Annotated in this window: 15 protein-coding genes; 11 read left to right on the top strand and 4 right to left on the bottom strand. The window is 62.3% G+C overall.

The features are described from left to right. Positions 1–144 precede the first annotated feature (144 nt). From AC1DNK_RS16500 to AC1DNK_RS16490, 3 genes are all read right to left on the bottom strand, one after another. Positions 145–591, bottom strand: a complete 447-nt coding sequence (locus AC1DNK_RS16500; RefSeq protein WP_442208997.1) for a pseudoazurin — start codon at positions 589–591, stop codon at positions 145–147. A 114-nt stretch (positions 592–705) separates the two neighbouring features. Then, positions 706–2,628, bottom strand: coding sequence for a PAS domain S-box protein (locus AC1DNK_RS16495; protein ID WP_477942213.1), 1,923 nt, complete (start codon positions 2,626–2,628; stop codon positions 706–708). Positions 2,629–2,646: 18 nt separating this feature from the next. Beyond that, positions 2,647–3,378 (bottom strand): Crp/Fnr family transcriptional regulator, encoded by a 732-nt coding sequence (locus tag AC1DNK_RS16490; RefSeq protein WP_112386738.1) that lies wholly within the window; start codon positions 3,376–3,378, stop codon positions 2,647–2,649. A gap of 240 nt (positions 3,379–3,618) precedes the next feature. Here AC1DNK_RS16490 and ccoN point away from each other — a divergent pair, with 240 nt between their 5' ends. The 11 genes from ccoN (at position 3,619) to AC1DNK_RS16435 (ending at position 13,514) form a co-directional block, all read left to right on the top strand. Next, positions 3,619–5,241, top strand: coding sequence for a cytochrome-c oxidase, cbb3-type subunit I (gene ccoN / locus AC1DNK_RS16485; protein WP_112516610.1), 1,623 nt, complete (start codon positions 3,619–3,621; stop codon positions 5,239–5,241). 8 nt (positions 5,242–5,249) lie between these two features. Beyond that, entirely contained in the window at positions 5,250–5,984 is a 735-nt protein-coding gene (gene ccoO / locus AC1DNK_RS16480; protein ID WP_477942211.1) for a cytochrome-c oxidase, cbb3-type subunit II, read from the top strand. A gap of 9 nt (positions 5,985–5,993) precedes the next feature. Continuing rightward, entirely contained in the window at positions 5,994–6,146 is a 153-nt protein-coding gene (locus tag AC1DNK_RS16475) for a cbb3-type cytochrome c oxidase subunit 3 (RefSeq protein WP_112389764.1), read from the top strand. 1 nt (position 6,147) lies between these two features. Then, a complete protein-coding gene (gene ccoP, locus AC1DNK_RS16470) occupies positions 6,148–7,011 on the top strand; it encodes a cytochrome-c oxidase, cbb3-type subunit III (protein WP_442208991.1) in 864 nt (287 codons plus the stop codon). An 11-nt stretch (positions 7,012–7,022) separates the two neighbouring features. Next, the gene (locus AC1DNK_RS16465; RefSeq protein ID WP_442208989.1) at positions 7,023–7,208 is read left to right on the top strand and encodes a hypothetical protein; all 186 of its coding nucleotides are present in this window, start codon (positions 7,023–7,025) and stop codon (positions 7,206–7,208) included. Positions 7,209–7,379: 171 nt separating this feature from the next. Next, positions 7,380–8,948: a cytochrome c oxidase accessory protein CcoG gene (gene ccoG / locus AC1DNK_RS16460; RefSeq protein ID WP_477942207.1), complete on the top strand. Its 1,569-nt coding sequence runs from the start codon at positions 7,380–7,382 to the stop codon at positions 8,946–8,948. Continuing rightward, positions 8,945–9,430: a FixH family protein gene (locus AC1DNK_RS16455; RefSeq protein WP_112516615.1), complete on the top strand. Its 486-nt coding sequence runs from the start codon at positions 8,945–8,947 to the stop codon at positions 9,428–9,430. The genes ccoG and AC1DNK_RS16455 overlap by 4 nt, the downstream gene beginning before the upstream one ends. Further along, positions 9,427–11,715, top strand: coding sequence for a cation-translocating P-type ATPase (locus AC1DNK_RS16450; protein ID WP_477942205.1), 2,289 nt, complete (start codon positions 9,427–9,429; stop codon positions 11,713–11,715). Before AC1DNK_RS16455 ends, AC1DNK_RS16450 begins: the two co-directional genes overlap by 4 nt. Further along, positions 11,712–11,870 (top strand): cbb3-type cytochrome oxidase assembly protein CcoS, encoded by a 159-nt coding sequence (gene ccoS, locus AC1DNK_RS16445; protein ID WP_112389759.1) that lies wholly within the window; start codon positions 11,712–11,714, stop codon positions 11,868–11,870. Before AC1DNK_RS16450 ends, ccoS begins: the two co-directional genes overlap by 4 nt. A 123-nt stretch (positions 11,871–11,993) precedes the next feature. Next, complete coding sequence (locus tag AC1DNK_RS16440; RefSeq protein ID WP_112516617.1) at positions 11,994–12,710, top strand: response regulator; 717 nt, start codon at positions 11,994–11,996, stop codon at positions 12,708–12,710. A 114-nt stretch (positions 12,711–12,824) separates the two neighbouring features. After that, positions 12,825–13,514 (top strand): CBS domain-containing protein, encoded by a 690-nt coding sequence (locus AC1DNK_RS16435; protein WP_112597776.1) that lies wholly within the window; start codon positions 12,825–12,827, stop codon positions 13,512–13,514. 254 nt (positions 13,515–13,768) lie between these two features. On the opposite strand, the gene AC1DNK_RS16430 is transcribed toward AC1DNK_RS16435, so the two are convergent. Then, positions 13,769–13,963 (bottom strand): hypothetical protein (locus tag AC1DNK_RS16430; RefSeq protein ID WP_477941391.1); only part of this gene is annotated, 195 nt, incomplete at its 5' end.

The raw sequence follows: 13,963 nt of genomic DNA, 5'->3' as shown, positions 1-13,963 counted from the left end.
CTCTTCCACCCATGGAACCCAACATCGAACGGAGTTTGGAATGAGCATGCCACAAAATATTAGCCAGGCAACATATATTGCCGGGAGCCGGACGCGGGTCGCATTCAGGGGTTGCAACCCGCGCTCCGTCCGACGATGGACGCCTTATTGCGCGGCGGCCCTCGCAAGTTCACCGTCAAGGCGCTTGCGTGCCAGGTTCGGAACCTTGGCCGTCTTGATGGCGTCGAGATTGGCGGGTTGGTCGCCCACCTGAATCAGCGCTACCATACCCATGGCAAAATGCGGCGTGCACTTGACGACATATCCGCCGGGGATATCGAATTTCGTCTGGAACTGCTCGCTCGGCTTCGACTTGAATTCCGCAGCGCCATCCGGGATCAGACCCTTGAAGGTCTCGACATTGTGGCTCTTGTCGGTCGGCACGAAGGTCACGGTATCGCCGGGAGCGATCTTGATGAAGTCCGGCTCGAAGACCATGGCGCCATCAGTGCCTTTGTTGAGCATCTGGACCTGGTGATCGGCTGCCATCAGCGGCGCTGGCAAGGCGATCATGGCCGCCGTTGCGGCGATCAGGCCGTATTTCAAATTCATCGCACGTCTCCTGTTTTGCGGGCCGTTCGCCCGGAGACGTTCTAAGTCATCCACCAGCGGTGCTCTTTGATGCCGGTCAAACTTCAGGTGCGGAATCGGCGTTTTGCCCCGGGATCACCTGGCGTCGAGAAGGTCGCGGATCTTCGCGGCGAGCTCGCGGGCCGTGTAGGGCTTTCGCAGCCATTGGGCGCCGGGGATGACCTCGTTAGCCGCCAGCGCCGGTTCCGAGTAACCGGATGTGAAGAGCACGGCGATATCGGGCCGGATAGAGCGGGCGGCGCGTGCCGCTTCATCGCCGGTCATTCCGCCGGGCATGACGATGTCGCTGAAGAGCAGCGCGATCTCCGGATTGTCCTTGAGGATTTCAAGCGCCCGCCGGCCATTGTCGGCTTCGAGCACCGTGTATCCCATGCCGGAAAGCCTTGCGACGGCGACGCGTCTGACGCGAATGTCGTCCTCGGCCACCAGGATTTGCTCGTGACCGCGCGGCATCGGGCTTTCGACGGCGGATCCGTCCTCAGCGGATGCTTTCGGCGTCGGGCCGATTGCCGGGAGGTAGATGCGGATCGTCGTTCCCCGGCCGTCCTCGCTGTAGATCTGCAGATGGCCGCCGGATTGCTTGACGAAGCCATAGACCATGCTCAATCCGAGCCCAGTGCCGGAGCCGGTTTCCTTGGTGGTGAAGAATGGCTCGACGGCACGTTTCTTCACGTCTTCGGTCATCCCCGAACCGGTGTCGGTCATCGAGATCAGCACGAAGTTTCCACTGCGGACTTCGGGATACATCTTGGCGTAGTCGGCATCCAGATGCACGGACGAGATCTCGGTCGTCAGACTGCCGCCCTTCGGCATCGCGTCGCGCGCATTGAGAGCGATGTTCAAAATGGCGTTCTGAAGCTGCGAGCTATCGACAAGAACATTGAATTCGGATCCGGAGAGAATGGTCGAGAGCTTGATATTCTCTCCGAGCGTCCGCCGCAGCAGATCCGAAAAGCCGGTGAGAAGCTGTCCAAGATCGGCATGCCGGGGATTGAGCGGCTGGCGCCTGCCGAAGGCAAGCAACTGTCCCGTCAGCTTCGCTCCGTCTGTCGCCGCACCCTGCGCTTCGCGCAGCATATCGCGCAGCGGCCCCGGCGGCAGCTTGTCTTCGATCATCTCGAGATTGCCGCTGATCACAGTCAAGAGGTTGTTGAAATCGTGGGCGAGGCCACCGGTCAACTGGCCGACCGCTTCCATCTTCTGCGCCTGGCGCAGGTCTTCCTCGATCTTGAAGCGGCTGGTCAGGTCACGGACGAAACCGGTAAAAATCCGCTCGCCATTCGCCGTCGCTTCGCCGACATGCAGCTCCATCGGGAACTGCGACCCGTCCGCACGCTGACCGGTGACGACGCGGCCGTAGCCGATAATCCGCTTCTCGCCGGTTTCCAGGTAACGGCCGATATAGCCGTCATGGGCGCTGCGGTAGGGCGAGGGCATGAGATTGCTGACATTCCTGCCGCAGATCTGGTCAGAGGTCATCTCGAACAGCTTTTCCGCTGCTGTGCTGAAGGAGAGAACCGTGCCCTTCTGGTCGATGACGACCATCGCGTCGGGCACCGTCTCGAGAATAGAGCTTAGATGCGCTTCTCTGGCGCTGACGGCCTCTTCGGCTTTCCGGAGAGCACTGACGTCGCTGTTCGCCTGAATGACGGCTGGTTCGCCATCCGGAAGGTTGACGAGCACGCAGCGGGTGGCGACGTGAAGGTCGTAGCCGCTCTTGTGGCGGTGGACGATCTCGCCCTGCCAGAAACCGCGTGACCTCAGGTGTGCGTGGATATCTTCGACCGGCTCCGGAAACCGCGTGGCGAGCAGTACATCGACCTTTTCGCCGACCGCTTCCTCGCGCGCCCAGCCATACATGTTCTCGCAACCGATCGACCAATGGGTGATCGTGCCTTCGAGGCGATGCACGATGATATCGGCGCCATCGAGAACATGCACAAGCGCGTCCAGTTCCTGGGGGGAGGCCGTGCGCGGCGAGATCAGGCGATGGGGCATGGCTGCTTCCTGCTGCGATCAGTGAACGCTGACCCTATGGCAGTTTTTCTCCGGAAAATCATCTGCGTTGCCCGAGAGCTGGATCAACTTGCCCTTGCTGAGAATCCTCAAGTCATGACGGCCTTCGGGGACCACGACGTTGCGCTGCGAGAGCTTGGTGATCGTGCGTGAAACCGTCTCGATCGTCAGGCCGAGATAGTCGGCGATATCCTGACGGTTCATCGGCACGCGCAGCAATCCCGGGCGCGGCTGGGCGCCGGGGCGGGCGGCGAGCGTGGCGATGAAGCTGCACAGCCGCTCCTCGGCATTCTTCTTCGACAGGAGCACCATCTGATCATGGGCCGCTGCCGTCTCGTGACAGAGGAGTGCGATATATTCGGGGCGTAGCGCATCCGAGCGCGCCACCTCGTCCTGGAAGGTCTTGCGCGAGACGCGGCGGATCTTGCAATCGGTGACAGCCTCGGCAGTGAACAGGAAGTCGCCCTGCAGGAAGGCGCCGACGATTTCTCCGGCAAAATGGAACCCGGTGATCACCCGGCGGCCCTCGCCGATGATGCGTTGCAGGCGGACAACGCCTTCGACCACCTGAAACAGATGCTTTGCCGCATCGCCTTCCCAGCAGAGCGCCTTGCCGGCGGCGACAGGTTCGAGCGCCGAGAGATGAAACACCGACGATAGCGAGCGCCCCGTCTTTGCCGCTTCACCGGCGGGCTTTCCATGTTCGAACGCCTGGTGGTTCTGCATCAGCATCGTCGTAGTCCCCTCGTTTGCACGCGAGGGAATAGACAGCCGCTGCGTCACACGAGGATGAGCGGACGGTGCCAAATGGTGAGACTGCGTAACAGTTTGTAACAGGCTGGGTATCACCGGCTAAGCCGTTCGGTTCGTTGATGTAAATCAAGGAGTGCTGGAGAGCTCCATGACAGTCCTTGCTGCAAAGTACGAGAAAGCGCGCCGTCACGCGGCCTGCTGCGCACTGGGGATGATACCATGAACTACACAACCGAGACCGTGATGGTCGCGGTCGCAGCGTTCCTAGCCTTGCTAGGAGCGGCCTTCGCCCACGATCAGCTTTTTGCCGCACATATGGGGATCCTGTGTTTCTGCCTGTTTGCCGGAACGGTGATCCTGATGCGCCGTGTCGATTTCTCGCCGGCGGGACGTCAGCCGAAGCCGGAGGCATCCGGTTATTTCGATGAGGTCATCCGCTACGGGCTGATCGCCACCGTCTTCTGGGGTGTCGTCGGCTTCCTCGTCGGCGTGATCATTGCCGCGCAACTCGCATGTCCCGATCTCAATCTAGCACCCTATCTGAATTTCGGGCGGCTGCGGCCGGTTCACACATCGGCCGTTGTCTTTGCCTTCGGCGGCAATGCGCTGATCATGACCTCGTTCTATGTCGTGCAGCGCACCTGTCATGCGCGGCTCTTCGGCGGCAGTCTCGCCTGGTTCGTCTTCTGGGGCTACCAGCTCTTCATCGTCATGGCGGCCACCGGCTACGTGCTCGGCATCACTCAGGCCCGCGAATATGCCGAGCCGGAATGGTATGTCGATATCTGGCTGACCATCGTCTGGGTCGCCTATCTCGTCGTCTATCTCGGCACGATCCTGAAGCGCCGCGAGCCGCATATCTATGTGGCGAACTGGTTCTATCTCGGCTTCATCGTGACCATCGCCATGCTGCACGTCGTCAACAATCTCGCCGTGCCCGTGTCGTTCCTGGGATCGAAGAGCTATTCGGTATTCTCGGGCGTCCAGGATGCGCTGACGCAGTGGTGGTACGGCCATAATGCTGTCGGCTTCTTCCTGACCGCCGGCTTCCTGGGGATGATGTACTATTTCGTCCCGAAGCAGGCGAACCGCCCCGTCTATTCCTACCGCCTGTCGATCATCCACTTCTGGGCGCTGATCTTCATGTATATCTGGGCCGGTCCGCACCACCTGCACTACACGGCGCTGCCTGATTGGGCGCAGACGCTCGGCATGGTCTTTTCGATCATGCTCTGGATGCCGTCGTGGGGCGGCATGATCAACGGCCTGATGACGCTTTCGGGCGCCTGGGACAAGATCCGCACCGATCCGATCATCCGCATGATGATCGTCGCCATCGCTTTCTACGGCATGTCGACCTTCGAAGGGCCGATGATGTCGGTCAAGACCGTCAACTCGCTCAGCCACTATACCGAATGGACCATCGGTCACGTGCATTCGGGTGCGCTCGGCTGGGTCGGTATGATCACCTTCGGGGCGATCTATTACCTGACGCCGAAGCTCTGGGGCCGCGAACGGCTCTATAGCCTGCGCATGGTCAACTGGCACTTCTGGCTCGCCACGCTCGGCATCGTCGTCTACGCCGCCGTGCTCTGGGTCGCCGGCATCCAGCAAGGCCTGATGTGGCGCGAATACAATTCGCAGGGCTTCCTCGTCTATTCCTTCGCAGAAACCGTCTCCGCGATGTTCCCCTATTACGTGCTGCGCACGCTGGGCGGCACGCTCTATCTTGCCGGTGGTCTCGTCATGGCCTGGAATGTCTTCATGACCATCCGCGGACGTCTGCGCGACGAAGCCGCTATCCCGACCGCTTATGTGCCTCAGGCACAGCCTGCCGAGTGAGGTGAACCATGGCATCGATACTGGACAAACATAAGATCCTCGAAAAGAACGCGACGCTGCTGCTCGTCGGCTCGCTGCTGGTCGTCTCGATCGGCGGCATCGTAGAGATCGCGCCGCTCTTCTATCTGCAGAATACCATCGAGAAAGTGGAGGGGATGCGCCCCTACACACCACTCGAACTGGCAGGCCGCAACATCTACATCCGCGAAGGCTGCTACCTCTGCCACAGCCAGATGATCCGGCCGTTCCGCGATGAAGTCGAGCGCTACGGCCATTATTCGCTGGCGGCGGAATCCATGTACGACCACCCGTTCCAATGGGGCTCGAAGCGCACCGGGCCGGATCTCGCACGCGTCGGCGGCCGCTATTCGAACGAGTGGCATGTTCAGCATCTGTCCGATCCGCGGGCGGTCGTGCCTGAATCGATCATGCCGAAATACGCGTTCCTGAAGATGCAGGAGGTCACCGTCAAGGACATCGGCATGGACCTGAAAGCCAACGAGGATGTCGGCGTGCCCTACACGGACGACATGCTCGCCAATGCGGAAGCCGACATGAAGGCGCAGGCCGATCCCAACGCCGACACCTCGGCGCTGCTGCAGCGCTACCCGAAGGCAAAGACCGGCGATTTCGACGGCGATCCGCAGCGTCTTTCCGAGATGGATGCGCTGGTCTCCTACCTGCAGATGCTCGGCACGCTGGTCGATTTCTCGACCTATGACGATGCCACCGGCTACCGGTGAGGTGATCTCATGGAAACATACACGGCAATGCGGCACTTCGCCGACAGCTGGGGGCTTCTGGCGATGGCGGCATTCTTCGTCTGCGCCGTCGCCTACACGCTCCGCCCCGGCAGCAAGCAGACGGCCAAGGAGGCCGCTGACATTCCCCTGAAGGACGATTGAGATGTCGGAAAAGCATATTGATGAAGTCAGCGGCGTCGAAACCACCGGGCATGAATGGGACGGCATTCGCGAACTGAACAATCCGATGCCGCGATGGTGGGTCTGGACCTTCTATGTGACGATCCTCTGGGCGATCGGCTACGTCGTCGTCTATCCCGCCATCCCTATGGTAACCTCGGCGACGAAGGGTTATTTCGGCTATTCCAGCCGCGCCGAGTTGCAGCAGGATCTCGATCACGCGAAGGCCGGCCAGGCGAAGTTCCACGAAATGATCGCGGCAAAGAGCGTCGAAGAGATCGACGCCGATCCGGCACTGCGCGAATTCGCTATTGCCGGTGGTGCCTCGGCCTTCAAGGTCAACTGCGCCACCTGTCACGGATCGGGCGCCAGCGGCGGACCGGGCTTTCCGAACCTGAATGACGACGACTGGCTCTGGGGCGGCGACCTGCAATCGATCCAGACGACGATCGCTCACGGTATCCGCTTCGACGAGGATGCGGATACGCATGTCTCGGAGATGCCTGCCTTCGGCGATATCCTCAGCAAGGATCAAACGAAGGAAGTGGCCGCCTATGTCTGGGGGCTGACCAACACGCCTTCCGATCCGGCTTTGGCCACTGCCGGCAAGCAGATCTTCCTCGACAATTGCGCCGCCTGCCACGGCGAGGACGCCAAGGGCAAGGCCGAGATGGGCGCGCCCGATCTCGCCGACGCGATCTGGCTGAAGGGCCGCGGCGAGGAGGCGATCATTCGCCAGGTCATGGCGCCCAAGCATGGCGTGATGCCGGCATGGTCGGCGCGTCTCGGCGATACGACGGTCAAGGAACTGACGGTCTTCGTCCACTCGCTCGGCGGCGGTAAGTAAGGAGAGGGACAATGGTGCCACACGGGAACAATCCGCTCCTCGGGCTTTACGGCATGCCGCGCTCGATCGTGCGTTCCCGTGTCTCCGTCCGTGCCAAGTCGCTGCCGCCGGGCTGCAAGGGCGACGCGCCGGAGAAGATCGGTAGCGCGATCGTCAGCCTGACCTCGCTCAGTGATGATGAGCCGTCGAGCCGTTAAAAATTGGGAGAAGACCCCCAGTCTCTCACTGTTTTCCGGGCCGCGCCTTCGCCTCGAAGCGCGGCCCGTCTTTTTATGGCGACCGGCCGGTTGATCCTTGTTGATCTTTATCAAGGACGCTCGGCCGCCCCCGGAGGAGAACAGGCGTATCGAACGCGAAAGACATTATTTATGAACCTTTTCACAGCACCCGATCCCAAGAGCGTGGAGCGGCTCGATGTCGAGCCTGTGAACGCCCGCCGTAACCGTCAGCCGCTTTATGCGGCGCGGAAAAAGATCTTTCCTAAGCGTGCCGAGGGACAGTTCCGCCGTTTCAAATGGATCGTGATGCTTGTTACACTCGGCATCTACTATCTGGCCCCCTGGATCCGCTGGGATCGCGGACCCTACGCACCGGACCAGGCAATCCTCGTCGATCTCGCCTCGCGCCGCTTCTACTTCTTCTTCATCGAGATATGGCCGCAGGAATTCTACTACGTCGCCGGGCTGCTCCTCATGGCCGGGTTCGGGCTGTTCCTCGTGACCTCGGCGGTCGGCCGGGCCTGGTGCGGTTATGCCTGTCCGCAGACGGTCTGGGTCGATCTCTTTCTCGTCGTCGAGCGCGCCATAGAGGGCGACCGCAACGCCCGGATCAAGCTTGATGCCGCGCCGTGGAGCTTGGGCAAGCTGCGCAAGCGTGCTCTTAAACATGCTGTCTGGCTGGCGATTGCCGTTGCGACGGGTGGCGCCTGGATCTTCTATTTCGCCGACGCGCCGTCTCTGGCGGTGGCACTCGCAACCGGCGCGGCACCCGCCGTCGCCTATGCCACTGTCGCCATCCTGACCTCCACCACCTACGTCTTCGGCGGGCTGCTGCGCGAGCAGGTCTGTACCTACATGTGTCCCTGGCCGCGCATCCAGGGCGCCATGCTGGACGAGAATTCGCTTGTCGTCACCTATAACGACTGGCGCGGCGAGCAACGTTCGCGACACAGCAAGAAGGCGCAGGCGGATGGGCTTCCGGTCGGCGATTGCGTCGACTGCAATGCCTGCGTTGCCGTCTGTCCCATGGGCATCGACATCCGCGATGGCCAGCAGATGGAGTGTATCACCTGCGCTCTCTGCATCGACGCCTGCGACGGCGTCATGGACAAGATCGGCAAGCCGCGCGGCCTGATCGCCTATGCGACGCTTAGCGAATATGCCGCCAACATGGCCATCGCCACCGATGGCGGACGGACGGCGGTGCAGCCGGCCAAGGTGCGCGATGCCGGCGGCTCCTTCGTCGATGGCATCCGGCATTTCAACTGGCGAATCATTTTTCGCCCGCGCGTCGTGTTCTACGCGGCCGTATGGGCGGCGATCGGCATCGGCATGCTCGTCCATCTGTCGATGCGCGGGCGTCTGGAACTGAACGTCGTCCACGACCGCAATCCGCAATTCGTCATGGAAAGCGACGGCTCGATCCGCAACGGCTACACGATCCGCATCCTCAACATGGTGCCGCAGCCGCGGCAGATCGCGCTGACGCTGTCTGGCCTCGATGGCGCCACCATGCGCATCCCCGAACTCAGCAAGGACGATGTCCGCAGCTTCACGCTGGACGCGGCACCGGATGCGGCAACCACGATCAAGGTCTTCGTCACGCGCAAGCCGAGCACGGCTGCTGTCGACGAATTCCTCTTCACCATCGAGGAGCCCGGCGGCAGCGACCGGGCGACCTATCGCGCAGCGTTCAACGCACCTGGAGATCCGCAATGACCACCCGCGTCCAAGGCTTCACCGGCCGCCACATGCTGCTCGTCATCACTTCGTTCTTCGCCGTGGTCATCAGCGTCAACGTCACGATGGCCTGGTTCGCGTCTTCAAGCTGGAGCGGCCTCGTGGTCGAAAACACCTATGTCGCCAGCCAGGAGTTCAATCACCGCGCTGCAGAGATGAAGGCGATGACCGCATCGGGTATTGCGGGGCATATCTCGCTGAAGGACGACCGCTTCATCTACCGGATCGCCAATCCGGACGGATCGCCGGCGGCGATCGATACCGTGACGGCCAATTTCAAGCGGCCGGTCGGCGACCACGAGGACTTTTCCGTTGCGCTGGACAATCGCGGCGAGGGGGCGTTCGAGACCGATCGCCATGTCCCGGTCGGCGACTGGATCGTCGAGTTCATCTCGAAGAAAGGCGGCAGCCTCGTCATGCACGAGGCGATCCGGTTCGACACCGCGGAGTTCGTTCGATGACCTGCTGTGCGATCGATGCCGAGGGGGTGATGGCGATGAGCACTACCGCCTTCAGCGCCGAGGAGATCGCGCTTGCCAGCCATCCGCTCGGTGGCGGCTTGCATCAGCTTGATCTCAGCGTCCCCGATGTCCACTGCGGCGCCTGCATTTCGACGATCGAGAGGGCGCTGACGGCACTGCCCTTCGTCAGCAAGGCGCGCGTCAACCTGACCTCGCGGCGCGTCACCTGCATCTATGCCGAAAAGATCGGCGCACAGGCGGTAAATCCGGCCGAAATCATAGCTGCGGTCGCTGGCGCGGGATACCGCGCGCATCTCTACGCGCCGCTTGCCGCCGAGGGCGACAGGACCCGCAACCAGCTGTTGCTCGCCGTCGGCGTCGCCGGCTTTGCCGCTGCCAACATCATGCTGCTCTCGGTCTCCGTCTGGTCGGGCGCCGATGCGGCAACGCGAGACATGTTCCACTGGATATCGGCGATGATCGCCGCGCCAGCGCTGATCTATTCGGGCCGCTTCTTCTTTCAGTCGGCGTGGAATGCCCTGAAGCATGGGCGTACCAACATGGACGTGCCGATCTCGCTTGCCGTGACGCTCTCCTATGCCGTCTCGCTCTGGGAGACGATGCATCACGGCGAACATGCCTGGTTCGACGCGACCGTCTCACTGCTGTTCTTCCTGCTGATCGGCCGGACGCTGGATCATGTCATGCGTGAAAAGGCGCGGGCTGCGATCAACGGTTTGGCGCGTATTGCGCCGCGCGGCGCGCTGTTGGTCCTGCCAGATGGATCGCGCCGTTATGTGCCCACCGAGGACATCGCCATCGGCGACGAAGTCGCGGTGGCCGCCGGGGAGCGCGTCCCGGTTGATGGCGTCGTTGTAAGCGGCGAGAGCGATCTCGACCTTTCGATCGTCACAGGCGAAAGCAGCCCTGTTCCGGTTCGAGCCGGCAGTCCGGTCAGCTCGGGTTCGATGAGCCTCACCGGCTCGCTTATCCTGCGCGCCAGCAAACGCGCAGGCGAGTCGCTGCTTGCTGAAATCATTGCCCTGATGGAGGCCGCCGAAGGGGGCAGGGCGCGCTACCGCCGGATCGCCGACCGGGCGGCGGCCCTTTACTCACCGGTCGTTCATCTTCTGGCGCTGGCGTCGTTTCTCGGCTGGGGCTTCCTCGGTGGCGACTGGAAGCAGGCGATGCTCGTCGCGGTCGCCGTTCTCATCATCACCTGCCCCTGCGCGCTGGGCCTTGCTGTTCCCGTCGTCCAGGTCGTGGCGGCAGGCGAACTGTTCCGCAACGGCATCATGGTCAAGGATGGTTCGGCGCTCGAAAGGCTGGCGGAGATCGACACCGTCGCCTTCGACAAAACGGGAACCCTGACGATGGGCAGGCCCCGGCTGGTGAAAGCCGAGCCGCCTGAAGGCAGCGCTCTCTCGATCGCGGCCGGTCTCGCAGCCCACTCGCGCCACCCGCTCTCGCAGGCACTGATGCATAGCGCGCGTACCACCCCGGTGCCCTTCGATCGCGTCATCGAAATCCCCGGTGGCGGTCTCGAAGCCGTCAGCTGCGGAACGCTCTACCGTTTGGGCAGCGAATCCTTCGCCTGCCGTGGTCTGGCAACTCAGCCGGCCGAGGGCAGCCCGTTCTCGGAAGTCGTCCTATCGCAGGATGGCGTCGTTTCCGCGCGGTTCTTCTTCGACGACACGCTGCGGCCGGGAGCGCGCGAGGCCGTCGCTACGCTCCATGCTGCCGGATTCGGGACGGTGATGATATCGGGAGACCGCCAGCGCGTTGCCGGCAACACGGCGCGCGAACTCGGGATCCCCCGGGCGCTGGGCGCCCTGACACCGAAGCAGAAGGTCGATCAATGCCAGGCACTCAACAGTAGCAACCACCGGGTCTTCATGATCGGCGATGGCATCAACGACGCACCGGCGCTGGCCGCCGCCCATGTGTCGATGGCACCGGCGACTGCATCCGATATCGGCCGGCAGGCTGCAGACCTGGTGTTCTTCAACGAGCGCCTCGATGCCGTGCCGCTGGCAATCGCCGTTGCCCGCCGCTCGTCAGCGTTGATCCGCCAGAATTTCGCGCTGGCGATCGGCTACAACATTCTGGCGGTTCCGATCGCCATTTCCGGGCTGGCAACCCCGCTGATTGCCGCCGTCGCCATGTCGACCTCGTCGATCATCGTCGTCTCGAACGCGCTGAGGCTGAATGCCTTCGGCAAGTCGATCCCCGCCGGCGCGATCGCGCGTCCCGCCGGCAAGGCCAGTGAGGCGCAGGCGGCATGAACATGCTGATCTATCTCATTCCGATCGCGCTTTTCATGGGTGGTATTGGACTGGCAGCGTTTCTCTGGTCGCTGAAGAGCGGCCAGTACGATGATCTGCAGGGTGCGGCATGGCGGGCGATCGCTGATGATGATCTGGATCCGCCAGGCTCCTGATCGGCTGCCGCCGGTCCCGATCATCTCGATCGGAAGATTGTGGACGAAGGCCGCAATGGTAGCGCTGCCCACAAACCTGCGTTATCTCTAACGAAAACGAAGAAAGCAGGACGAACGGGTGACATGGAAGCAGATCGCATTCTGGTCGTCGATGACGACGCCCGGATCAGACAGATGCTCGTTCGCTATTTCGAGGACAAGGGCTACAGGGTGAATGCCGTCGGAAACGGCGCCGCGATGCGCAGCGCGCTGGCCAAGGGCCACTACGCTGCTGTCTTCCTCGATCTCGTTCTGCCGAACGGCGAAAACGGCTTGGAACTGCTGCGCGAAATCCGCGGCACATCCGACGTTCCGGTGCTGATGCTGACAGGCCAGGACGACGTCACCGACAAGGTGGTGGGTCTCGAGATCGGCGCCGACGACTATATCGCAAAACCCTTCCACCTGCGCGAACTGCTGGCCCGCCTCAGAACCATTCTGCGGCGGCGAACCGTGTCCGATCATCCATCCGCAGCCTCTGATGCCGATGAAACCCTGCTGTTCGACGGCTGGACACTGGACGTCTCCCGCAGGCGGCTCACTTCTCCCGATGGCGGCGATGTGGCGCTGACGACCGGCGAGTTCGATATGCTGGTGGTCTTCGTCCGCAATCGCGGCAGGGTTTTGTCGCGTGAGACGCTGATGGATCTCACCCGCAACCGTCACCTCGAAGCGTTCGACCGCGCGATCGACGCGCAGATCGTTCGCCTGCGCAAGAAGATCGAAGCTGATCCGCGCGAACCGGCGCTGATCCAGTCGGTGCGCGGCGTCGGCTATGTCTTCACCGGCAGGCAGCGGTAGCGCTGCCCGTTCGCCGCGTGTCGTCCACTTTTGTTTGACGGAGATCAAAGCGTGCCTGCCTGACGACCGCTAACCTTGCCCGAACGTCGCTATCCGCACGAATGAGGCAGGCCGATGCAGGCAAAAGACATTATGACCACCGACGTGGTTTCGATCAGCCCGGCCGCCGGCATCCGCCACGCTGTTGCGGTGATGATGCAGGGCAAGATCAGCGGACTGCCGGTGGTCGATGACGAAGCCCGAATCTGCGGCATGCTGACGGAGGGCGATCTGCTGCTGCGCCGCGAGATCCGCCCGCAGCCGAACCAGGTCCGTGCCTCCGGCGTGCTCTCCGAGCTCGATCTCCAACGCTACATCAGCAGCCATGGCTGGTCGGTCCGCGATGTCATGTCGCCCGATGTGATCGTCGCGCGGCCGGATAGCGAAGTCTCCGACATTGCCGAAAGCCTGCAAGCCCATCGCATCAAGCGCCTGCCAATCGTCGAGGATGGCCGGCTGGTCGGCATCGTCAGCCGCCGGGATATTCTCGGCATGATCGTCGATGCGCCTGTGACGGCGCTGCCGCGCGAGGATGGCGCGATCCGGCTTGCGCTCCGGACGCGGCTGCGGTCCGATCTTGGTCTGACGCCGCAGACGGTGCAGGTATCGGTGACGAACGGCGAGATCACCCTGAACGGCCAGGTCGAGTCGGAGCTAAAGCGGAAAGCCGTGCGCGCACTGGTCGAAGGCCTCGGCCTCGGTGCCTACCGGGATCAGCTGCGGGTCGCCGCGCCAGTATTGGAAACTGAGCGGCCGACAATCTAGGAACGGCATCGATGATGTGCCGTCAGGGTTCAGGGCATGGGAGACTTGCCCGGCGCCATGCCCCTGGACCGGCCAAGTCTCTGCCAAGTTGCCCCACTTGACGCGGGCACCGTTCGCCCGCGCGCCAAACCTAGCGATGACGCCGGCCCCTTCATTGATCGCAATCAACGGGACGGCTTTCCTAGGAGGGGGCGAACAGCTTGGTTTCGAGGCTCCGGCACATCCATTTCGAATTCCCGTATAATTGCAATGCGTTACACGAAACATTGGAATTCTTTACGTGTCAGTGTTGACTGCTCTGCGTTGATGGCCGTATAAGCCGCGTCACTGAACGAGGGCGGCGGCGCTGCAGGCGACGAAGTCTTTCGCTCTAGGATTTCTTGAAGGTTGGCCTTTGAGGCTGATTTATTCCCAGGCTTTCGGGTTTGGGTGCGGGAAGTTTTGACCGG

This window comes from Rhizobium sp. 01N424 (assembly GCF_056399485.1).
Note: the sequence above shows the minus strand (reverse complement) of the source record. Positions and strands in the feature narration are given on the sequence as shown.